Origin of the sequence: Zobellella aerophila (assembly GCF_039539325.1) — a bacterium.
GTDB classification, from domain to species: Bacteria; Pseudomonadota; Gammaproteobacteria; order Enterobacterales; family Aeromonadaceae; genus Oceanimonas; species Oceanimonas aerophila.
The window spans coordinates 1012417-1033929 of sequence record NZ_BAABCX010000001.1 but is presented as its reverse complement, the minus strand read 5'-3'; the positions used below and the strand labels follow the sequence as shown (position 1 = coordinate 1033929).

The following is a 21513-nucleotide window of genomic DNA, read 5'->3' as shown; positions in this document are numbered from 1 at the left end:
CCCGCTGTCAGCGGTTCTGCCGGCGGCGTTTCCAGCGGCGCAGCACCGTCCATCGCCACAGGCCGTGGATCACCATAAAGCCGGTGGCGGCGCTGGCCAGCCCCAGTACGCCACAGCCCAGCAGAAACGGCGGCCCGGCGGTACTCATGGCGTTGGTCAGCCAGCTGAGGCTTAACTCGAAATGCTGGTAATGGTGGGGCTTGTCGAGCAGGAAGGAGCCCAGCCGGTAGGCGAAATAGAACATGGGCGGCATGGTAATGGGATTGGTGACCCACACCAGCACCATCGACAGGGGCAGGTTGACCCGAAAAAAAATGGCCAGGCTGGCGGCCAGCAACATCTGAAACGGGATCGGCATCCAGGTGCACAGCAGGCCCACGGCAAAGGCGCCGGCGGCCGAGTGGCGATTCAGGTGCCACAGGTTATTGTCATGCAGGCGATCGCCAAGCAGTTGTAAATGCTTGTTATTCTTGATGGTGCCCGGGTCGGGCATCAAGCGTCGTAAGGTTTTTTTTGGCATCTGCTCCAGGTCCGCAATACTTACCCCATGGATAAGCGGCTGTTCTACTTCTGCTCCGGTGTGTCATCCAGTCTGATCTGGCCCTGGTTGCCACCCTGGGACTGGTGGCTGCCGTTGACACTCTTGTGTCTGCTTATGCTACGGCGCTTCCTGCTCGGTGGCTGGCTGCTGCTGGGGGTATTATGGATTTTCAGCTATAGCCACTGGCAACTCAACTGGCTTACCCAGCCCGAATTGACCGTCAGGAGTCACATTATAGCGGGTCAGGTTATCGCCTCCTACCCCAAAGAAGAAACGACAGGCCGGCTGATTGTTAGGCTGGAAAGCCTGAATGGTCAAGCACTTTCCCCCCAGCCCCGGGTACTTTTGGCCTGGTATGGGCAGGGAACCATACCGGCACAGGGTGATCGAATCGGCTCGGTCACCCGCCTGTTGCCGCCCCACAGCCTGCAGAATCCGGGCAGCTTCAACAGCGCCCGCTGGCTGCTGGGACAGGGGGTCAGCGCCCGCGGCTACCTGACCGGCCTGCTGTTCCATGAGCCCGCCCCGGCCGGGCTCAGATCCGCATTATTGGCCCGTTTCGAGGCCGCCACTGACGGTCTTGCGGCCCGACGCTGGCTGTTGGCACTGAGTTTCGGTGAGCGGGGCGAGCTCAGCAAAGGCGACTGGGACACGCTGCGGGCCTTGGGGGTGAGCCACCTGTTCGCCATTTCCGGACTGCATATCGGCCTGTTGGCCGCCCTCGGCTATGGCCTGGGCAGCCTCACCGGCCGCTCCTGGATGGCGGCCCTGGGCGGCATGGCACTGGCGCTGGCCTATGCCTGGCTGGCGGGGTTTTCGCTGCCGACCCAGCGGGCCCTGCTGATGCTGATGCTCTGGCTGGGGGTAAGCCAGCTGGGCCGATACTGGAGCGGACGGCGCATCTTGCTGGCCTGTTGCACCATCTTATTGGCCGGCCAGCCCTGGCTGGTGTTCAGTCAGGGCTTCTGGTTGTCGGTGCTGGCGGTCGCCGCCCTGCTGGGCACCCGGCTGCTGTTTCGCCGCCAGGGGCTGGTCTCGTTGCAGCTGGCCCTGTGCCTGCTGCTGTTGCCCCTGCTGTTGCTGTTGTTCGGCGGTTTCAGCTGGCTGTCGCTGCCTGCCAACCTGGTGTTGATCCCGTTGTTCTCCCTGTTGCTGATCCCGCTGTTGCTGCTGACCTGCCTGTTGCTGGTCCCGTTGCCCGCGCAGGCCTCGTCGCTGCTGGCGCTGCTGGATGGGTTGTTTTCCCGGCTGATGGCGGCCCTGGAATGGCTGGCGGAAAGCCTGTCTCCCTGGTGGCCGCTGTCCGCCTGGGGTCAAGGGGGCCTGCTGCTGTTGGTGCTGATGTTGCTGGCCGGGTTGCTGCCCGGGGCGCGCCGTCTCTGGCCGCTCGGCCTGTACCTGTTGCTGCTGCAGGCTTGGCCGGGGCCGGCCTGGGAGGTCCGGGTGCTGGATGTGGGCCAGGGTCTGGCGGTGCTGGTCACCCAGGGCAGGCAGGCGCTGCTGTATGATACCGGCAACCGCTACCCCTCCGGATTCAACATGGCAGATAGTGTGATACTGCCGTTGCTGAACGAGCTGGGCATCCGCCGGCTGGATTATCTGGTGATCAGCCATGATGACAGGGATCACAGCGGCAACCGGGACTATCTGGCGCGGGTGCTGCCCGTCGGCCGGCGCTGGGGGGCCTGGCCGGACGGGCAGGGCTGCCGGGCCGGACAGCGCCGGCAGTGGCAATCGCTCACCCTGGAGGTACTCTGGCCCGAGCGGGTAAGCGGCCACAGCAACAATGATTCCTGCGTGTTGCGGATCTCCGATGGCCGGCTGGCGGTACTGTTGACCGGTGATATCGAGGCGGGGGCGGAGCAGCGGCTGATCCGCAGCGGACGGCGGCTGGATGCCCAGCTGTTGCTCAGTCCCCACCATGGCAGCCGCAGCTCGTCCAGCCCGGCCTTCAACCGGGCGGTGGCCCCGGACCTGGTGGTGCACACTGCGGGCTTCGCCAACCGCTGGGGCTTTCCGGCGCCGGAGGTGGTGGCTCGCCTTGAACGGCAGGGGGTCGAGCAATATGTGACCGGCCAGCACGGCATGCTGCATCTGGCTGCGGCGCAGGATAGGTGGCGGCTGCTGAACCAGAGACGTCCGGGTCCCTGGTATAATCGGCTCAATGCTTGGTTGAATGGGCGGAAGTCGTTAGAATAGCCGCTCATTTTACAGGGCAGAGACCTTATGTCAGAACAAGCACACTCCTCATCCTGGCCGGTGCTGAAGCGCCTGCTGGGCTATGTGAAGGAGCGCAAGCTCGGCCTGGTGGCCGCCATCATCGGCATGGCCGGCTATGCCGCCGTCGACACCACCTTCGTCTATTCCATCAAGCCGCTGATCGACGAGGGCCTGACCGGCCAGGATCCCGCCGTGCTGAAATGGATGCCGTTGTTCGTGATCGGCATCGTCTTCCTGCGCGGCATCTGCACCTTTCTGTCCAACTATTGCATGGCCTGGGTCGGCAACCATGTGGTGATGTCGCTGCAGCAGCAGGTGTTCGGTAAGCTGATGGCCATGCCGGTGGCCTTTTTCGACCGCCATAATACCGGCACCCTGTTGTCCAAGGTCACCTACGATGCGTCCCAGGTCTCGGCGGCGGCCAGTTCGACCCTGGTGACCCTGGTGCGGGAAGGGGCGACGGTGATCGGCCTGCTGGGGCTGATGTTTTATCACTCCTGGCAGTTGTCGCTGATCTTTTTCGCTGTCGGCCCTGTGGTGGGGGTGCTGATCGCCATCATCAGCCGCCGCTTTCGCCGCATCAGTCGGGGCATGCAGGATGCCATGGGCAATATCACCAGCAGCACCGAGCAGATGCTCAAGGGCCATAAGGAAGTGCTGATGTTTAACGGCCAGCGGGTGGAGGCCGGGCGTTTCCACGGGGTGAGCAACCGGGTGCGCCAGCAGAACATGAAAATGGTGGCGGCCGATGCCATCGGTACCCCCGTGGTGCAGGTGATCGCCTCTTTCGCGCTCGCGGTACTGCTCTATGTATCTACCTTCGACGGTGTCCAGGACAGCCTGACCCCCGGCACTTTTACCGTGATCGTGACCTCCATGATGATGCTGATGCGGCCGTTGAAGAGCCTGACCCAGGTCAATGTCTCCTATCAGCGGGGCATCGCCGCCTGCCAGAGTCTGTTCGGCCTGCTCGACAGTGAAGGCGAGCAGGACCAAGGCAGCCGGCCCCTGACCCGGGCCCGGGGGCAAGTGGAGTTTGACCGGGTCACCTTCCGCTATCCCACCAAGGACACGCCGGCCCTCAAGGGAGTGAGTTTCAGCCTGGAACCGGGCAAGACCATCGCCCTGGTGGGGCGCTCCGGCTCGGGCAAGAGCACCATCGCCAGCCTGTTGACCCGCTTCTACGATATCGACGAGGGTGAAATCCGCCTCGACGGGGTCAATATCCAGGACTATCGACTCAGCGATCTGCGCCGCCAGTTCGCCCTGGTGTCCCAGCATGTGCACCTGTTCAACGACAGCATCGCCAACAACATCGCCTATGCCGCCGAAGGCGAATACAGCCGGGAGCAGATCATCGCGGTGGCGAAAATCGCCTATGCGGACGAATTCATCAACAAGCTGGAGCGGGGCTACGACACCCTGATTGGCGAAAACGGCGCCAGCTTGTCCGGCGGCCAGCGCCAGCGGATCGCCATCGCCCGGGCGCTGTTGCGCAACGCCCCCCTGCTGATCCTGGATGAGGCCACTTCGGCGTTGGATACCGAATCCGAGCGCCATATCCAGGCGGCGCTGGATGCCCTGCGTAAGGACAGGACCTCGCTGGTGATCGCCCATCGTCTGTCGACCATCGAAAATGCCGACGAAATCCTGGTGATAGACGAGGGCCGGATAGTGGAGCGGGGGGATCATCACAGCCTGATGGCCAGCCAGGGCGTCTATGCCCAGCTCAGGGCCATCCAGTTCGGGGACCAGTAATGGAGGCTTGGTACCGCACGCCGACCTGGTTGTGGTTACTGCTGCCTTTCAGCCTGCTGTTCGGGCTGGTTGCCGAGGTGCGTCGTCGGCTGTTTAAGTGGGGACTGAAGCCCGTGTATCGTGCTCCGGTGCCGGTGATTATCGTCGGCAACCTGAGCGTCGGCGGCAATGGCAAGACGCCGCTGGTGGTCTGGCTGGTGGAATGGCTGCGGGAGCAGGGCTACCGTCCCGGGGTGATCAGCCGGGGCTATGGCGGCAAGAGTGAGGCTTATCCCCTGCAGCTGGCGGACGATACCGGCCCCGAGCAGGCCGGCGACGAGCCCGTGCTTATCTATCGCCGTTGCGGTTGCCCGGTGGTGGTGGCCCCCGACCGGGCCGCCGCCGCCAGGCAGCTGGTGACCCTGGGGGTGGATATCATCATCAGCGACGATGGCCTGCAGCATTACGGCCTGGCCCGGGATATCGAACTGGTGGTGGTGGACGGCCAGCGCCGCTTCGGCAATGGCCATCTGCTGCCGATGGGGCCGCTGCGCGAAGGCCGTTGGCGCCTCGGTCAGGTTACCGGGGTGGTCAATAACGGCGGTCCCGTGGCGCCGGGGGAATACCTGATGACGCTGGCGCCGGGGGAGCTTAATGCGGTCGGGGCGGGGCAGGGGCAGCGGCCGCCCGCCGGCAGCCCGGTACATGCCATGGCCGGCATCGGCAACCCGGGCCGGTTTTTCACCACCCTCGAACAACAGGGGTTTGTGCTTGACCGGCAGCTGGCGCTGGCCGACCATCGGGGTATCGCATCCGAGGCGTTGGCAGCGGTGCAATCCCGGCCCCTGCTGATGACCGAAAAAGACGCGGTAAAGTGGCGGGGCGGCCATGATAATGCCTGGTTTCTGCCCGTCGATGCCCGCCTACCGGGCGAGTTTGAACAATTGCTGTTAACCCGTTTAAAGGAGCTTCACCATGGCCATTGATGCCAAACTGGTAGAAATCATCGCCTGCCCCGTGTGCAAGGGTAAGCTGCAGCTGGACAGGAAGCACAATGAGCTGGTGTGCCGGTTTGACCGCCTGGCCTACCCGATCACCGAAAACATCCCGGTGCTGCTGGAGAACCGGGCCCGTAAACTGGATCTGGACGAGCTGCCCGGATGAGCTTCATCGTCGTTATTCCCGCCCGTTTCGGCTCGACCCGGCTGCCCGGCAAGCCATTGGCCGATATTCACGGCAAGCCGATGATCCAGTGGGTGGTGGAGCAGGCGCAAAAGAGCGCCGCCCGCCGGGTGGTGGTGGCCACCGACGACAGGCGCATCGCCGATGCCCTGGCGGGGCTGGAGGTCGAGGTCTGCATGACCGCCGCCGATCATGAGTCGGGCACCGAGCGGCTGGCCGAGGTGGTGGCAAAACTGGCGCTGTCCCCCGACGAGATAGTGGTCAACGTACAAGGCGATGAGCCCCTGCTGCCGCCCGCACTGGTGGATCAGGTGGCCGAGCTGCTGGCCGCCAGCCAGGCGCCGATGGCGACTCTGGCGACCCCGCTCGAAGAGGCCGGCCAGCTGCGGGATCCCAATGTGGTCAAGGTGGTGGCCAGCCTGCAGGACAAGGCCCTGTATTTCAGCCGTGCGCCCATTCCCTGGGACAGGGACGGCATGGCGAAAGACGCCCCGGACCTGAGCCTCTGTTTGCGTCATATCGGCATCTATGCCTACCGGGCCGGCTTTATTCAACGCTATATCAGCCTGCCGACGAGCCCGCTGGAACAGCTGGAAAAACTGGAGCAGCTGCGGGTGCTCTGGCATGGAGAGCAGATAGCCCTGGCCCGGGCCCGGGTGCTGCCTCCGCCGGGGGTGGATACCCAGGCCGATCTGGACGGGATACGCCGCGTGCTGGCCGCCGGCTGAATGACATAATTTGCTGCAAAAAAAAACATCTCGGGGTAAAGTTCCCCGCATAATTAAAGGGCCGCCACCGGCCCCGAATACGGAAATATCTGAGGATAAATATGATTACCCTGGGTGAGTACATAGTTAAAAAGCAGTCTGAATACCCCAACGCCACGGGAGAGCTGACTTCGCTGCTGTCGTCCATCCGTCGGGCGGCCAAGGTGGTGAACCGGGAAATTAACCGTGCCGGCCTGGTGTCAGACATCATCGGCGGCAGCTTTGGCCGCGAAAATGCCCAGGGTGAAGTGCAGCAGAAGCTGGATGTATTCGCCAACGATATTTTCAAGGCGGCGCTGGAAGCCCGGGGCGAGGTCTGTGGCATCGCCTCGGAAGAAGAAGATGATTTCGTGGTGTTCGACAGCCACACCAGCGCCAACTCCAAATATGTGGTGCTGATGGATCCGCTGGACGGCTCTTCCAATATCGATGTCAACGTGTCCATCGGTACCATCTTCTCCATCTATCGCCGGATCAGCGAGCCGGGCGGCCCGGTGACCCTGGAAGATTTCCTGCAGCCGGGCATCAACCAGATCGCCGCCGGTTACGTGGTCTACGGCTCGTCCACCATGCTGGTGTATACCACGGGTAACGGTGTGCATGGTTTTACCTACGATCCGTCCCTCGGTTCCTTCGGCCTGTCCCATGAGAATATCCGCATTCCCGAGCAGGGCCAGATCTACTCCATTAACGAAGGCAACTACATCAAGTTCCCCGAAGGGGTGAAGAAATATATCAAGTTCTGCCAGGAAAAGGATGACGACAGCAAGCGGCCCTATACATCCCGCTATATCGGCTCCCTGGTATCGGACTTTCACCGTAATATGCTCAAGGGCGGCATCTATATCTATCCTTCCGGCACCAGCGCTCCCAACGGCAAGCTGAGGCTGCTCTATGAGTGCAACCCGCTGGCATTTCTGGCGGAGCAGGCCGGCGGCAAGGCCACCGACGGCTTCCGGCGCATCATGGAAATCAAGCCGACGGAGCTGCATCAGCGCACCCCCTATTTTGTCGGTTCAATCCGTATGGTGGACAAGGCCGGGGAGTTTATGACCCAGTATTCGAGCCTGGGGACGGAATAAACCCGGAACGGATGACTAAGGCGCTTCGGCGCCTTTTTTTATGGCTTATGCTTACCCTGTGTACTGAATGGAGCCATGCCTATGTGGAACAGGGACAGCTATCTGCCGCTGCTGGGAGTGCTGGTAGCCGATGCGGCGAGTCTGGGGCTGCACTGGCTGTATGACAGGGAGCGCATCGCAGAGGTTGTGCAACGGGAAGGCGGCTGTGTATTCCTCACCCCCAATGCCGCCGACTATCGGGGTGTGGCGGGTTATTTCGGCTACCCCGATAAAGGATCCGGAGACTTGTCAGGCTATGGTGAAACAGCCCTGCTGGCGGCCGAAGTGGTGGCGACCGAGAGCGGCTGGAACAGTGCCGCCTATCGGCAGGCCTTTGTTCGGTATTTCAGCGCGGGTGGCCGTTATCAGGGCTATATCGATCAACCGACCCGGGCCTTGCTCACGGCCCTGCAGGGGCCGGCCGAAGACTGGCCCCCGGAGTCGGGCTGCGACGATGAGCAGACCCCGGCCCTGGCCACCATTCCCGCGCTGTGCGCCTGCTATTCCGACCTGAGCGAACTTAAGCTCCGGGTCAAGGCCGCCACCGCCGTGACCCATCGCCTGCCTGAGGTCCAGCAGGCCGGTCAGGCCCTGGCCCATGGCCTTAACCTGCTGCTGCGGGGAGCTCCCCTCGAGCAGGCGCTGCAGGCCGTGAACGATAGCCTGCCGGGTGAATGGCAGGCGAGGGCGAGGTCGGCATGCGAGGGCCGGCCGGGTCTCAATGAGCTGGCCGAACAATGGGGAACCGGTTGTGGCCTGCATGAGAGCCTTCCCCTGTCCCTGGCACTGATCAAGCGTGCCGACAGTTATTCCCGGGCGATTACCGACAATATCCTGCTCGGTGGCGACAGTTGCGGCCGGGCCTTGCTGGTTGGCGCCCTTGCCGCCGCCCACTGGGGAATGGGCGAAAAAGGCATCCCCGTGGGCTGGCTGTTACGGCTGAATGAGCACCTGAGGATAGCCCGGCTGCTCAGCCGGCTGGCACCGCTAGATAAATGTTCCCGATACCGCGGCATCGATCAGGTACTGCACGCGACACGCCGCGAGCCCGGCCATGAGGGCCCCTCTGCTTAGCGATAGCCGGTCGCGGCCTCCCGGGATCCATTATTCGGAACGGCTATTTAGATAAGCAAGCGCCGATCAACATTAACCTTGTTAAGGCTCTTTGAAAGTCGGTTTTATGTCCTTACATTATTAGGTGAGGTCAAAAAACAGACCCTCAAGGAGGCTTCAAATGGCAATGAAACGTTTGTCCTCATCCAGGCTGGCACCCTGGAACTGGTTTAAGCATGAGCAGGATGAGCCCTTGACCATGGTGGGGCATGAGCAGGAATTTCATCCCCTGTCCCGCCTGCAGCAGGATATGGAGCGTTTGTTTGAGCGCAACCTGCGTCGGTTCGGTAGTGACCTGTCGACGGGCGACTGGCCGGCCTTCAACCAGCTCAAGCCCAGCATCGACATCAGCGAGCGTGAGGGATGCTATCTGATCGGTGTGGAAATCCCCGGTGTGAAAAAAGAGGATGTGACCCTGACTCAGGAGGGGGACAGGTTAATCATTCGCGGAGAGAAGAGGCATGAGCATGAGGAAAAAAGTGACACCCTGCATCGTATTGAGCGCAGTTATGGTCACTTCCAGCGGGTGTTGACGTTACCTGCCGATGCGAGGGCCGAGGATATCAGCGCCCAGTTTAAAGACGGAGTACTAAAAATAGAGGTCCCGCGTCAGGTTAATGCGGAACATGCCTCCAAGCAGATCAACATTTCCCAGCAATAACTCAAGGCCGGCATACGCCGGCCTTGTTTTGTCATGGGGTGGTCAACGCATTATTTTTCGACCTGAGATATGAACTCGCGTTCTGCGGCGCCGGTATAGAGCTGACGCGGACGACCGATCTTCTGCTTGGGATCGGAGATCATCTCGTTCCAGTGCGACATCCAGCCGACGGTGCGGGCCAGGGCGAAGATCACGGTGAACATGCTGGTGGGAATGCCGATGGCCTTCAGGATGATGCCCGAGTAGAAGTCGACATTCGGGTACAGCTTGCGCTCGACGAAGTAGGGGTCGGACAGGGCGATGCGCTCCAGCTCCATGGCCACGTCCAGCAGCGGATCGCTGATCTTCAGGTCGTCCAGTACTTCGTGGCAGGTTTCGCGCATCACGGTGGCGCGGGGATCGAAGTTCTTGTACACCCGGTGGCCGAAGCCCATCAGGCGGAAGGGATCGTCCTTGTCTTTCGCGCGCTCGATAAACTCGGGAATGCGGTCGACCGAACCGATTTCTTCGAGCATCATCAGGCAGGCTTCGTTGGCGCCACCGTGGGCCGGGCCCCACAGGGAGGCAATACCGGCGGCGATACAGGCAAACGGGTTGGCGCCACTGGAGCCGGACAAGCGTACGGTAGAGGTGGACGCGTTCTGCTCGTGATCCGCATGCAGGGTAAAGATGCGGTCCATGGCCCGTTCGACGATCGGGTTGACCTTGTATTCCTCGCAGGGCACGGCGAACATCATGTTCAGGAAGTTACCGGCATAGCTCAGATCGTTACGCGGATAGACAAAAGGCTGGCCGATGGAATATTTGTAGGCCATGGCGGCGATGGTCGGCAGCTTGGCGACCAGGCGATGGGCGGCAATTTCCCGGTGCTCCGGGTTATTGATGTCCATGGGATCATGGTAGAAGGCCGACAGGCCGGCGATCACCCCGCACACGATGGCCATGGGGTGGGCGTCGCGACGGTAGCCCTTAAAGAAAGAAGACAGCTGTTCATGGACCATGGTGTGGCGCATGATATGGCGGTGGAACTCGTCATACTGCTTGGCGGTGGGGGCCTCGCCGTACAGCAGGATATAACAGACTTCGAGGTAGTCTGCGTTTTGAGCCAGTTGGTCTATGGGGTAACCGCGATGCAGCAGCACGCCAAGATCACCGTCGATATAGGTGATTTCAGAGCGGCAGGAGGCCGTCGCCATAAAACCGGGATCGAAGGTAAAGTAACCGTGTGAGCCTAATGAACTGATATCTATAACATCATAGCCAGCAGTACCTGACGAAATAGGAAGTTCAATGGGGTCCTTGCCGGGCAGATGCAGGGTGGCCTTTTGGTCAGCCATAACACGTCTCCTTGTTTTTTATAATAGGTCCACAGGTCCGCATTGTTATGCACTTTTAATGAGAAAGTAATCACCAACACGTCCCATGGTTCGGCCATATTGAAAACAGAACAAGGGGTGAATGTCAATTTTAGTCGTCCTGCCTACCAGGCGTAAACCCGGTTGTGGGATCAGCTTTACAGATTTGGCAATTGATGCCGGGCCCGCGTTGTATTTATTTGCCCCCCTCCCTATACTCGGCACCCGAGGGTATAGGATGCAGTTGTGGCCGTGCCGCAGATGCAAATAATGACGGTGCAGTGACCGCCAGGTCGCGGTGCCTGATTATGCTTTTCGTGTCACACCACATTTCCATATACCCGGGCAAGACTGTTAAAACAATAACTAACGTGCTCCATGGAGCTAGTGGGCAAGACCGTGACTAAAAAACAGAGACCTGTAAACCTCGACCTACGGACTATTCGCCAACCTGTCACAGCAATCGCATCTATCCTCCACCGGGTTGCCGGTGTCATCACGCTATTTGCGCTCGCCATCCTTATCTGGCTGCTCAGTTACTCGCTCTCTTCCGAGCAAGGGTTCCTGGCGGTTGTGGATATTCTCGACGGTTTCTTCGTCGGTTTTATCCTCTGGGGTGTGCTGACTGCATTGGCCTATCACATAGTGGGCGGCATACGCCACCTCATTATGGATCTGGGCTACTGTGAAGAACTGGAGTCTGGTGCACAGAGTGCCAAGATAGCGTTCGGTGTGACCATCTTTCTGTCACTGTTGGCGGGGGTGTTGGTATGGTAACTAATTCTGCAACCTTCGGACGCAGCGGCGTGCACGACTTTATGTTGATCCGCGCTACTGCTGTAATTCTTACCTTATATACCATTTATCTGGTTGGCTTCATCGCCTTCAACGACATCACCTATGATGTGTGGACCGGCTTTTTCGCCAAAACCTCGACCAAGGTATTCACCCTCCTGGCCTTGTTCAGCGTGCTGATGCACGGCTGGATCGGTGCCTGGCAGGTGCTGTCCGACTACGTCAAGCCCGCCCTGTGGCGTGGTGTAGCCCAGTTCCTGGTGGTGGTTTTGTTGTTGGTCTATCTGCTGACCGGCATCGTCGTACTGTGGGGTGTATAAGGTGACTATTGCAATTCGCGAATTCGACGCCGTAGTAATTGGCGCCGGCGGTGCAGGCATGCGCGCCGCCTTACAAATAGCTGAATCCGGCAAGAGCTGTGCGCTGTTGTCCAAGGTTTTCCCGACCCGTTCGCATACCGTATCCGCCCAGGGCGGGATCACGGTCGCGCTGGGCAATGCCCACGATGATGACTGGCAGTGGCACATGTATGACACCGTCAAGGGCTCCGATTACATCGGTGACCAGGACGCCATCGAATTTATGTGCGAGACCGGCCCCGAAGCCATCCTCGAGCTGGAGAAAATGGGTTTGCCCTTCTCCCGTTTCGACAACGGCCGCATCTATCAGCGTCCCTTCGGTGGTCAGTCCAAGGCCTTCGGCGGCGAGCAGGCCGCGCGTACCGCCGCCGCCTCCGACCGTACCGGTCACGCCCTGCTGCACACCCTCTACCAGCAGAACGTCAAGCACCAGACCACCGTGTTTTCCGAGTGGTATGCCCTGGACCTGGTGAAAAACCAGGACGGTGACGTGGTCGGTTGTACCGCCATCGACATCGAAACCGGTGAGGTTGTCTACTTCAAGTCCAAAGCCGTGGTGCTGGCCACCGGCGGTGCCGGCCGTATCTATCAGTCCACCACCAATGCCCATATCAATACCGGTGACGGTGTCGGCATGGCCCTGCGGGCCGGCGTGCCGGTGCAGGATATGGAAATGTGGCAGTTCCATCCCACCGGCATCGCCGGCGCCGGGGTGCTGGTGACCGAAGGCTGTCGTGGTGAAGGCGGCTATCTGTTGAACAAGGACGGCGAGCGCTTCATGGAGCGTTACGCGCCCAACGCCAAAGACCTGGCCGGTCGTGACGTCGTGGCCCGTTCCATGATGATCGAGATCCGTGAAGGCCGCGGCTGCGATGGTCCCTGGGGGCCGCATATCAAGCTGAAGCTGGACCACCTGGGTCAGGAAGTGCTGGAATCCCGCCTGCCGGGTATCTGTGAGCTGTCGCGGACCTTTGCCCACGTGGACCCGGTGAAAGAGCCGATCCCGGTCATCCCGACCTGTCACTACATGATGGGGGGCGTGCCCACCAACGTGAATGGCCAGGCCCTGAAGCTGGATGCCAACGGCAACGAAGTGCCGGTCAACGGCTTGTTCGCGGTCGGCGAAATCGCCTGCGTTTCCGTGCACGGTGCCAACCGCCTGGGTGGCAACTCGCTGCTGGATCTAGTGGTATTCGGCCGCGCCGTCGGTAAGCACCTGACCACGGCCTTGAATGAAATGGGCGAGAGCCGCGCCGCATCCGAGTCCGATCTGGATGCCTCCCTGGCCCGCTACAACCGCTGGGAAAGTACCCGCAACGGTGAAGATCCGGTACAAATCCGCAAGGACCTGCAGCGCTGCATGCAGAACAACTTCTCGGTATTCCGTGAAGGCGATGCCATGGCCGAAGGCCTGGCCGAGCTGAAAGAAATCCGCGAGCGCCTGAAAACCGCCCGCCTGGATGACACCAGCCGCGACTTTAACACCCAGCGCATCGAGTGTCTGGAGCTGGACAACCTGATGGAAACCGCTTACGCCACGGCGGTCGCCGCCAACTTCCGTACCGAAAGCCGCGGCGCACACTCGCGCTTCGACTTCCCGGAGCGGGACGACGACAACTGGTTGTGCCATTCCCTGTACAGCCCGGAAACCGAGGCCATGACCAAGCGTGCCGTCAATATGTCACCGAAAACCCGTGAAGCTTTCCCGCCGAAAGCACGGACCTACTAAGGGGAGGGGATGATGCAAGTTACTATTTCTGTTTACCGCTACAATCCAGAAACCGACTCCGCTCCTCATATGAAGGACTATCGGCTGGAAGTATCCGAAGGTTCCGACATGATGGTGCTGGATGCCCTGCTGGCATTGAAAGAGCAGGATCCGAGCCTGGCTTTCCGTCGTTCCTGCCGTGAAGGCGTGTGTGGCTCCGACGGCCTCAACATGAACGGCAAGAACGGCCTGGCCTGTATTACCCCCCTGTCTGACCTGCTCAAGAAAGACAATAAGGTGGTGATCCGGCCGCTGCCAGGCCTGCCTGTGGTGCGTGACCTGGTGGTCGATATGACCCAGTTCTACACCCAGTGGGAAAAGGTCAAGCCCTTCCTGATCGCCGATGACAAGCTGCCGCCGGCGCGGGAGCATCTGCAATCACCGGACGAGCGCGCCAAGCTGGATGGTCTGTACGAGTGCATCCTGTGCGCCTGTTGCTCCACCTCCTGCCCTTCCTTCTGGTGGAACCCGGACAAGTTTATCGGCCCGGCCGGTTTGCTGGCCGCCTACCGCTGGTTGGTGGACAGCCGTGACACCGCCGCCGATGCGCGCCTGTCCGAACTGGATGACGCCTTCAGCGTATTCCGTTGTCATGGCATCATGAACTGTGTGAACGTATGTCCCAAAGGCCTGAACCCCACCAAGGCCATTGGTCATATCAAGTCCATGCTGCTGAAACGGGCCGTTTAATCTGCCCAAGCTGTAAACCAAGCCGCCCCTTGGGCGGCTTTGACTCGACGCCCAGAATGACAGTTTTACTGTCGAGAAGTTAAAGGGATAAAGATGCACAATGGCGTGATGCAAGCCTGGCTGGAATCCTCTCACCTGGCCGGTGCCAATGCGACCTATGTAGAAGACCTGTACGAGGCCTATCTTGCTGATCCTGAGTCCATTTCCGATCAGTGGCGCAGCGTGTTCGACGCTTTGCCGGCGAGTGATGGATCTCCGGAGCAACCCCACTCACAAGTAAGAGATTATTTCCGCCGCCTGGCCAAAGACACCTCCCGCTATGCCACCCCGGTCAGTGATCCCCACACTGACGCCAAACAAGTTAAAGTGCTGCAGCTGATCAACGCCTACCGTTTTCGTGGCCATCAGAATGCAAACCTTGACCCCCTCGGGTTGTGGAAGCGTGAGACCGTCGCCGAGCTGGACCCGGCATTTCACAACCTGACCGGCGCCGATCTGGACGCCACCTTCAACGTGGGCTCCTACGCTATCGGCAAGGAAACCATGAAGCTGGGCGAGCTGGTCAGCGCGCTGAAAAAAACCTACTGTGGCTCCGTTGGCGCCGAGTACATGCATATCACCAGCACCGAAGAAAAACGCTGGATCCAGAGCCGGCTCGAGCCGGTGGTCGGTGAACCCAAGTACAGCGACGAAGACAAGCGGCGTTTCCTGGACAACCTGACCGCCGCCGAAGGTATGGAAAAATACCTGGGCGCCAAGTTCCCCGGCGCCAAGCGTTTCTCCCTGGAAGGGGGCGATGCCCTGATCCCCATGACCAAAGAGCTTATCCGCCGTTTCGGTGAGAAGGGCGGCCGTGAAGTGGTGATCGGCATGGCTCACCGGGGTCGTCTGAATATGCTGGTCAACGTGCTGGGCAAGCGTCCTCAGGACTTGTTTGACGCCTTTGCCGGCAAGTACGAGACCCAGAGTTCCGGTGACGTGAAGTACCACATGGGCTTCAGCTCCGACTTCGAAACACCGGGTGGCACCGTGCATCTGGCGCTGGCCTTCAACCCTTCACACCTGGAAATCGTCAACCCGGTGGTGATCGGCTCGGTACGCGCGCGCATGGACCGGCTCGACAACCCGGATGGCCGCCAGGTGCTGCCGATCACCATCCACGGTGACTCGGCCTTTGCCGGCCAGGGGGTAGTCGCCGAAACCTTCAACATGTCGCTGACCCGTGGTTACGGGGTGGGCGGTACAGTGCGTATCGTGATCAACAACCAGGTTGGCTTTACCACCTCCAATCCGCGCGATACCCGCTCCACCGAATACTGTACCGATATCGCCAAGATGGTGCAGGCGCCGATTTTCCACGTGAATGCGGACGATCCGGAAGCCGTGGTGCAGGTGACCCAGCTGGCCCTGGATTTCCGCAACGAGTTCGGCCGCGACGTGGTGATCGATCTGGTCTGTTACCGCCGTCATGGTCACAACGAGGCGGATGAGCCGAGTGCAACCCAGCCGTTGATGTACCAGAAGATCAAGAAGCACCCGACGCCGCGCAAGATCTATGCGGATCTGCTGATCGCCAAGAACACGGTGTCGACCGAAGACGCCACCGCCATGATCAACGAATACCGGGATGCCCTGGATCACGGCGAATGCGTGGTCAAGGAATGGCGCCCGATGGAAAAACACTCGGTCGACTGGTCGCCCTATCTGGGCCACGAGTGGGACATGCCGTATGACTCCGGCTACGAACTCGATAAGCTGAAGGATCTGGCCGAGCGGGTCACCGAGTATCCCGAGAGCCATACCCTGCAGCGTCAGGTCGCGAAAATCTATGCGGATCGCAAGCTGATGGCCAAGGGCGAGAAGCTGGCGGATTGGGGCTTTGCCGAAGTGCTGGCCTACGCCACCCTGTGCGACAACAAGTATGAAGTGCGCCTCACCGGTCAGGATTCCGGCCGCGGTACCTTCTTTCACCGTCATGCGGTACTGCACAACCAGAATGATGCCAGCACCTATACCCCGCTGTGCCATCTGTCCGAGCAACAGGGCCAGTTCCAGGTCTATGATTCGGTGCTGAGTGAAGAGGCGGTGATGGCCTTCGAATACGGCTACGCCACCGCCGAGCCGGAAGGCCTGACCGTGTGGGAAGCCCAGTTCGGCGACTTTGCCAACGGTGCCCAGGTGGTGATCGATCAGTTCCTGAGCTCCGGCGAGCAGAAATGGGGCCGGATGTGCGGCCTGACCCTGCTGCTGCCCCATGGTTATGAAGGCCAGGGACCCGAACACTCCAGCGCCCGTCTCGAGCGTTATCTGCAGCTGTGTGCGGAACACAACATGCAGGTGTGCGTGCCCACCACACCTGCTCAGGTGTTCCATATGCTGCGTCGTCAGGTATTGCGTCCGATGCGCCGCCCGCTGGTGGTGATGACGCCCAAGTCGCTGCTGCGCCATCCGCTGGCCGTTTCCGAACTGGAAACCCTTGCCAGCGGTACCTTCCAGAATGCCATCGGCGAGATCGACGACCTGGATCCCAAAGGCGTCAAGCGCGTGGTGTTGTGTTCCGGCAAGGTCTATTACGATCTGCTGGAAGCGCGCCGTAAAAACGAACAAACGGACGTGGCCATTATCCGGATTGAGCAGCTGTACCCCTTCCCGCAGGAAGAGGTCGCTGCCATTCTGGCCGACTACCAGCATGTGCAAGACTTTGTCTGGTGTCAGGAAGAGCCGCAAAACCAGGGAGCTTGGTACTGCAGCCAGCATCATTTCTGGGCTGCCATTCCGGTTGGGGCCAACCTGCGTTACTCCGGGCGCGCCGCGTCGGCGTCACCGGCCGTGGGTTACACCTCTGTTCACTTACAACAACAAAAAGCGTTGGTCGAAGACGCGCTGACGTTGACTCAAGCATAACCGCACATAGGACATATTGATGACCATCGAAATCAAGGTTCCCGACCTTCCAGAATCTGTCGCCGATGCCACCATTGCTACCTGGCACAAGCAGCCGGGTGACCGGGTTGAACGCGACGAAGTGATCGTCGACATCGAAACCGACAAAGTGGTACTGGAAGTACCGGCACCCGAAGCCGGTATCCTGGAAGCCATCATCGAAGATGCCGGCGCCACCGTGCTGGGCCGTCAGCTGATCGGCAAGCTCAAGCAAGGCGCCGTTGCCGGTGAGGAAACCAAGGACAAGCCGGCCGCCGCAGATGGTGAAGCCAAGGCCGACGCGAAAGCCGATGCCGACGGCGATGCCCTGAGCCCGGCGGTACGACGCTTGGTGGCCGAGCACAATATCGATGTGGCCAAGCTGGCCGGCTCCGGCAAGGGTGGCCGGATCACCAAGGAAGACGTGGAGGCCTTCATCAAGGGCGGCAACAAGCCAGCCGCAGCAAAGGCCGCCGAAGTCAAGGCGCCGGTGGTGCCCCTGGGTGAGCGTACCGAGAAGCGGGTGCCGATGACCCGTCTGCGCAAGCGAGTGGCCGAGCGTCTGCTGGAAGCCAAGAACACCACCGCCATGCTGACTACCTTCAATGAAGTCAACATGGGTCCGATCATGAGCTTGCGCAAGCAGTACCAGGATGTGTTCGAGAAGCGTCACGGTATTCGTCTGGGCTTTATGTCTTTCTATGTGAAGGCCGTGGTTGAGTCGCTCAAGCGTTATCCTGAAGTCAACGCCTCCATCGATGGCGAAGACATCGTGTATCACAACTATTTCGATGTCAGCATCGCCGTGTCCACCCCCCGTGGCCTGGTGACGCCGGTACTGCGCGATTGCGATCGCCTGAGCCTGGCCGACATCGAAAAGAGCATCAAAGAACTGGCTATCAAGGGTCGTGACGGCAAACTGACCGTAGACGACATGACCGGTGGTAACTTCACCATCACCAACGGTGGTGTATTCGGCTCGTTGATGTCTACCCCTATCATCAACCCGCCGCAAAGCGCCATCCTGGGTATGCACAAGATCCAGGATCGGCCGATGGCGGTGGACGGCAAGGTTGAAATCCTGCCGATGATGTACCTGGCTCTGTCTTACGATCACCGTCTGATCGATGGCCGTGAGTCAGTGGGTTACCTGGTCTCCATCAAAGAGCTGCTGGAAGATCCGACCCGCCTGCTGCTGGACGTATAACCGATAATAACAACGAGGTCGGGCTTGCAGCCCGGCCCACTTTTATGTCCTGAACCCAAATACAACAACGGAATACGCAACATGAATTTGCATGAATATCAGGCAAAACAACTGTTTGCCGAATACGGACTGCCCGTATCAGAAGGCTACGCATGTGATAATCCACAGGAAGCGGTAGAAGCGGCCAGCAAGATTGGCGGTAACATGTGGGTGGTCAAGTGTCAGGTTCACGCCGGTGGCCGTGGCAAGGCGGGCGGCGTCAAGCTGGCCAAGACCAAAGAAGAAATCCGTGAATTCGCCGAAAACTGGCTGGGCAAGAACCTGGTGACCTACCAGACAGACGCCAACGGTCAGCCGGTTGCCAAGATCCTGGTTGAGTCCTGCACCGATATCGACAAGGAGCTGTACCTGGGCGCCGTCGTCGATCGTGGTACTCGCCGCGTGGTGTTCATGGCGTCCACCGAAGGTGGCGTGGAAATCGAGAAGGTGGCGGAAGAGACCCCTGAGCTTATCCACAAGGCCGCTATCGATCCCCTGGTTGGTCCGCAAGCCTACCAGGGCCGTGAACTGGCGTTCAAACTGGGCCTGAAAGGCGACCAGATCAAGCAGTTCACCAAGATCTTCCTGGGCCTGGGCCAGATGTTCCTGGACTATGACTTCGCCCTGCTGGAAATCAACCCCCTGGTGATCACCACCGCCGGCAACCTGCACTGCCTGGACGGCAAGATCAACATCGACTCCAACGCCATGTACCGTCAGCCCAAGCTGCGTGAAATGCACGATCCGTCCCAGGACGATGCCCGTGAAGCCCACGCGGCCAAATGGGAGCTGAACTATGTGGCCCTGGATGGCAACATCGGTTGCATGGTCAACGGTGCCGGCCTGGCCATGGGCACCATGGACATCGTTAACCTGCACGGCGGCAAGCCGGCCAACTTCCTGGATGTGGGCGGCGGCGCCACCAAGGAGCGGGTCACCGAAGCCTTCAAGATCATCCTGTCCGACAACAATGTCCAGGCGGTACTGGTCAACATCTTCGGCGGCATCGTACGTTGTGACATGATCGCCGAAGGCATTATCGGTGCGGTGAAGGAAGTGGGCGTGAAAGTACCCGTGGTCGTGCGTCTGGAAGGCAACAATGCCGAAGCCGGTACCCAGAAACTGGCCGAGTCCGGCCTGAACATCATCGCCGCGACCAGCCTGACCGACGCAGCCGTCCAGGTCGTTAACGCCGCACAGGGGAAATAACAACATGAGCATTCTGATCAACAAAGACACCAAGGTTATCTGTCAGGGCTTTACCGGTGGCCAGGGCACTTTCCACTCCGAGCAGGCGCAGGCATATGGCACCCAGATGGTCGGCGGCGTGTCTCCCGGTAAGGGCGGCTCCACCCACCTGGGTCTGCCGGTATTCAACACCGTGCGTGAAGCGGTCGAAGCCACAGGCGCTACTGCCTCCGTTATCTATGTGCCGGCGGCCTTCTGCAAAGACGCCATCCTGGAAGCGATCGATGCGGGTATCCAGCTGATCGTCACCATCACCGAAGGCATTCCTACCCTGGACATGCTGGACGTAAAAGTGAAGCTGGACGAAGCCGGCGTGCGCATGATCGGTCCTAACTGCCCGGGCGTGATCACCCCGGACGAGTGCAAGATCGGCATCATGCCCGGCCATATCCACAAGAAGGGCAAGGTCGGTATCGTTTCCCGCTCCGGCACCCTGACCTACGAAGCGGTCAAGCAGACCACCGACGAAGGTTTTGGCCAGTCCAGCTGTGTGGGCATCGGTGGCGATCCCATCCCCGGCTCCAACTTCATCGATATCCTGGCCCTGTTCGAGAAGGATCCGGAAACCGAAGCCATCGTGATGATCGGTGAGATCGGCGGCAGCGCCGAAGAGGAAGCGGCCGCCTACATCAAGGCGAACGTCACCAAGCCGGTGGTTTCCTACATCGCGGGCGTGACCGCGCCTCCCGGCAAGCGTATGGGCCATGCCGGCGCCATCATTTCCGGCGGCAAGGGCACCGCGGATGAGAAATTCGCCGCGCTGCAGGACGCGGGTGTGAAAACCGTGCGCTCCCTGGCCGATATCGGCAAGGCACTGCGTGAAGTGACCGGCTGGTAAATCATAGCTAGCAGCTTTAAGCCATAAGCTTAAAGCTTTAAGAAACAAAGGAGCCGAAAGGCTCCTTTGTTTTTGGCTGATATCCACACGGAGCGTTCGAACGAGTAAGGATGTCAAATAAGCAAACCCGGCTCGGCAGCCGGGTTTGTATTACTTACCGCTGTCAGCTTATAGCTGATAGCTTTCTTGACTACATGCGTTCGGCCCGGCTCCAGGGATCAGGCTTTCTGCTGAACTCCCCGTGACGCCAGTTATTGGCCAGTTGACGGAAATGATCACCGGAGACATGGATCAAGTCTCTGTGATCGCCGCTTTCCAGGTAGATGTCTGCCATTTCAAGCAGGGCTTCATCCACCAGGGTATCCAGTGCGAAAGGTTCACCCATCGCCGGAATAGCCCCTTTATCACAATCCTTGAACATCCGGATCAGTTCTTGCTCCGATGCCAACCTGACTTCGCTGTGGACCAACTGGTTAAAGCGTTGCAGATCGACCTTGTCGGCTGCGGGGATCACCGCCATCATCCGCTGACCACCTTCGTTCTCCAGGATGACCGCTTTTGCCATCTGGGCCAGAGGAATGTGACTGGCGATGGCACTTTGAGCGGCGCCCTCTGAATAGGCATGGTGCACCATGTCGTAGGGGATCTGCTGGCTGTCCAAGTAGTGTTTCAGTGCAAGCGACATACCCATAATTACCTCCCGAAGGCTTGCGTGCATAAGTCACATGCTGCCTCCTCTGTCGTGCTCACTGAGTATAGTAGCAGTTGAATGGGTTGGTTATTAAATGACCGCCTTCCGGGTGGTGGCTTACCTTAATGATAGCCCATCCGGACCCGAACCGGCGCCGCCGGCCCGGGCGGATGGATAAAATGGACCGGCTGTAGTCCTTAATAAAAAAGGAGCCGATAGGCTGAATACTCGGTAGTTAAGAGTAAAACGGGGTTAATTA

General features: G+C 60.0%; 19 protein-coding genes. 16 read left to right on the top strand and 3 right to left on the bottom strand.

From position 1 onward, the window contains the following. Positions 1-7: 7 nt before the first annotated feature. A complete protein-coding gene (locus tag ABD806_RS04850) occupies positions 8-520 on the bottom strand; it encodes a DUF2062 domain-containing protein (RefSeq protein ID WP_344955266.1) in 513 nt (170 codons plus the stop codon). Between the two features lie 27 nt (positions 521-547). Here ABD806_RS04850 and ABD806_RS04845 point away from each other — a divergent pair, with 27 nt between their 5' ends. The 8 genes from ABD806_RS04845 (at position 548) to ABD806_RS04810 (ending at position 9342) form a co-directional block, all read left to right on the top strand. Continuing rightward, the gene (locus ABD806_RS04845; RefSeq protein ID WP_344955264.1) at positions 548-2740 is read left to right on the top strand and encodes a DNA internalization-related competence protein ComEC/Rec2; all 2193 of its coding nucleotides are present in this window, start codon (positions 548-550) and stop codon (positions 2738-2740) included. A gap of 27 nt (positions 2741-2767) precedes the next feature. Continuing rightward, positions 2768-4519 (top strand): lipid A ABC transporter ATP-binding protein/permease MsbA, encoded by a 1752-nt coding sequence (gene msbA, locus ABD806_RS04840; RefSeq protein ID WP_344955262.1) that lies wholly within the window; start codon positions 2768-2770, stop codon positions 4517-4519. Next, the gene (gene lpxK / locus ABD806_RS04835) at positions 4519-5484 is read left to right on the top strand and encodes a tetraacyldisaccharide 4'-kinase (protein ID WP_344955260.1); all 966 of its coding nucleotides are present in this window, start codon (positions 4519-4521) and stop codon (positions 5482-5484) included. The genes msbA and lpxK overlap by 1 nt, the downstream gene beginning before the upstream one ends. Then, positions 5474-5662 (top strand): Trm112 family protein, encoded by a 189-nt coding sequence (locus tag ABD806_RS04830; RefSeq protein ID WP_116472803.1) that lies wholly within the window; start codon positions 5474-5476, stop codon positions 5660-5662. The genes lpxK and ABD806_RS04830 overlap by 11 nt, the downstream gene beginning before the upstream one ends. Then, positions 5659-6408, top strand: a complete 750-nt coding sequence (kdsB, locus tag ABD806_RS04825; protein WP_344955256.1) for a 3-deoxy-manno-octulosonate cytidylyltransferase — start codon at positions 5659-5661, stop codon at positions 6406-6408. The genes ABD806_RS04830 and kdsB overlap by 4 nt, the downstream gene beginning before the upstream one ends. A gap of 101 nt (positions 6409-6509) precedes the next feature. Then, complete coding sequence (fbp, locus tag ABD806_RS04820) at positions 6510-7529, top strand: class 1 fructose-bisphosphatase (RefSeq protein ID WP_344955254.1); 1020 nt, start codon at positions 6510-6512, stop codon at positions 7527-7529. 81 nt (positions 7530-7610) lie between these two features. Further along, the gene (locus ABD806_RS04815) at positions 7611-8642 is read left to right on the top strand and encodes an ADP-ribosylglycohydrolase family protein (RefSeq protein ID WP_344955252.1); all 1032 of its coding nucleotides are present in this window, start codon (positions 7611-7613) and stop codon (positions 8640-8642) included. Positions 8643-8802: 160 nt separating this feature from the next. Next, positions 8803-9342, top strand: coding sequence for an Hsp20/alpha crystallin family protein (locus ABD806_RS04810; protein WP_344955250.1), 540 nt, complete (start codon positions 8803-8805; stop codon positions 9340-9342). Positions 9343-9392: 50 nt separating this feature from the next. Here ABD806_RS04810 and ABD806_RS04805 read toward each other — a convergent pair whose 3' ends face one another. Next, positions 9393-10679: a citrate synthase gene (locus tag ABD806_RS04805; protein ID WP_344955248.1), complete on the bottom strand. Its 1287-nt coding sequence runs from the start codon at positions 10677-10679 to the stop codon at positions 9393-9395. A 405-nt stretch (positions 10680-11084) separates the two neighbouring features. Between ABD806_RS04805 and sdhC the strand changes: the two genes are divergently transcribed. From sdhC to sucD, 8 genes are all read left to right on the top strand, one after another. Continuing rightward, positions 11085-11474 carry a succinate dehydrogenase cytochrome b556 subunit gene (sdhC, locus tag ABD806_RS04800; protein WP_344955245.1) on the top strand — a complete coding sequence of 130 codons (390 nt, stop codon included), beginning with the start codon at positions 11085-11087 and terminating at the stop codon, positions 11472-11474. Next, a complete protein-coding gene (gene sdhD / locus ABD806_RS04795; RefSeq protein WP_344955243.1) occupies positions 11468-11812 on the top strand; it encodes a succinate dehydrogenase, hydrophobic membrane anchor protein in 345 nt (114 codons plus the stop codon). The genes sdhC and sdhD overlap by 7 nt, the downstream gene beginning before the upstream one ends. Position 11813: 1 nt before the next feature. Next, positions 11814-13580: a succinate dehydrogenase flavoprotein subunit gene (gene sdhA, locus ABD806_RS04790; RefSeq protein WP_344955241.1), complete on the top strand. Its 1767-nt coding sequence runs from the start codon at positions 11814-11816 to the stop codon at positions 13578-13580. A 12-nt stretch (positions 13581-13592) separates the two neighbouring features. Then, positions 13593-14309 carry a succinate dehydrogenase iron-sulfur subunit gene (locus tag ABD806_RS04785; RefSeq protein WP_425583086.1) on the top strand — a complete coding sequence of 239 codons (717 nt, stop codon included), beginning with the start codon at positions 13593-13595 and terminating at the stop codon, positions 14307-14309. A 93-nt stretch (positions 14310-14402) separates the two neighbouring features. Further along, positions 14403-17213 carry a 2-oxoglutarate dehydrogenase E1 component gene (gene sucA, locus ABD806_RS04780; protein WP_344955237.1) on the top strand — a complete coding sequence of 937 codons (2811 nt, stop codon included), beginning with the start codon at positions 14403-14405 and terminating at the stop codon, positions 17211-17213. 19 nt (positions 17214-17232) lie between these two features. Continuing rightward, complete coding sequence (odhB, locus tag ABD806_RS04775) at positions 17233-18438, top strand: 2-oxoglutarate dehydrogenase complex dihydrolipoyllysine-residue succinyltransferase (RefSeq protein WP_344955235.1); 1206 nt, start codon at positions 17233-17235, stop codon at positions 18436-18438. 81 nt (positions 18439-18519) lie between these two features. Next, positions 18520-19686, top strand: a complete 1167-nt coding sequence (sucC, locus tag ABD806_RS04770) for an ADP-forming succinate--CoA ligase subunit beta (protein ID WP_344955233.1) — start codon at positions 18520-18522, stop codon at positions 19684-19686. 4 nt (positions 19687-19690) lie between these two features. Beyond that, entirely contained in the window at positions 19691-20563 is an 873-nt protein-coding gene (gene sucD, locus ABD806_RS04765; protein ID WP_344955231.1) for a succinate--CoA ligase subunit alpha, read from the top strand. 190 nt (positions 20564-20753) lie between these two features. Here sucD and ABD806_RS04760 read toward each other — a convergent pair whose 3' ends face one another. Next, positions 20754-21254 carry an aminoacyl-tRNA deacylase gene (locus tag ABD806_RS04760; RefSeq protein ID WP_344955229.1) on the bottom strand — a complete coding sequence of 167 codons (501 nt, stop codon included), beginning with the start codon at positions 21252-21254 and terminating at the stop codon, positions 20754-20756. Positions 21255-21513 lie beyond the last annotated feature (259 nt).

Bases quoted from the DNA above. Each gene is read 5' to 3' on its own strand.
- sdhD (WP_344955243.1), top strand. From the start codon at position 11,468: ATGGTAACTAATTCTGCAACCTTCGGACGCAGCGGCGTGCACGACTTT.
- fbp (WP_344955254.1), top strand. From the start codon at position 6,510: ATGATTACCCTGGGTGAGTACATAGTTAAAAAGCAGTCTGAATACCCC.
- ABD806_RS04810 (WP_344955250.1), top strand. From the start codon at position 8,803: ATGGCAATGAAACGTTTGTCCTCATCCAGGCTGGCACCCTGGAACTGG.
- kdsB (WP_344955256.1), top strand. From the start codon at position 5,659: ATGAGCTTCATCGTCGTTATTCCCGCCCGTTTCGGCTCGACCCGGCTG.
- ABD806_RS04760 (WP_344955229.1), bottom strand. From the start codon at position 21,254: ATGGGTATGTCGCTTGCACTGAAACACTACTTGGACAGCCAGCAGATC.
- ABD806_RS04850 (WP_344955266.1), bottom strand. From the start codon at position 520: ATGCCAAAAAAAACCTTACGACGCTTGATGCCCGACCCGGGCACCATC.
- ABD806_RS04815 (WP_344955252.1), top strand. From the start codon at position 7,611: ATGTGGAACAGGGACAGCTATCTGCCGCTGCTGGGAGTGCTGGTAGCC.
- sucD (WP_344955231.1), top strand. From the start codon at position 19,691: ATGAGCATTCTGATCAACAAAGACACCAAGGTTATCTGTCAGGGCTTT.
- msbA (WP_344955262.1), top strand. From the start codon at position 2,768: ATGTCAGAACAAGCACACTCCTCATCCTGGCCGGTGCTGAAGCGCCTG.
- sucA (WP_344955237.1), top strand. From the start codon at position 14,403: ATGCACAATGGCGTGATGCAAGCCTGGCTGGAATCCTCTCACCTGGCC.
- ABD806_RS04830 (WP_116472803.1), top strand. From the start codon at position 5,474: ATGGCCATTGATGCCAAACTGGTAGAAATCATCGCCTGCCCCGTGTGC.
- odhB (WP_344955235.1), top strand. From the start codon at position 17,233: ATGACCATCGAAATCAAGGTTCCCGACCTTCCAGAATCTGTCGCCGAT.
- sucC (WP_344955233.1), top strand. From the start codon at position 18,520: ATGAATTTGCATGAATATCAGGCAAAACAACTGTTTGCCGAATACGGA.
- ABD806_RS04805 (WP_344955248.1), bottom strand. From the start codon at position 10,679: ATGGCTGACCAAAAGGCCACCCTGCATCTGCCCGGCAAGGACCCCATT.
- ABD806_RS04845 (WP_344955264.1), top strand. From the start codon at position 548: ATGGATAAGCGGCTGTTCTACTTCTGCTCCGGTGTGTCATCCAGTCTG.
- ABD806_RS04785 (WP_425583086.1), top strand. From the start codon at position 13,593: ATGCAAGTTACTATTTCTGTTTACCGCTACAATCCAGAAACCGACTCC.
- lpxK (WP_344955260.1), top strand. From the start codon at position 4,519: ATGGAGGCTTGGTACCGCACGCCGACCTGGTTGTGGTTACTGCTGCCT.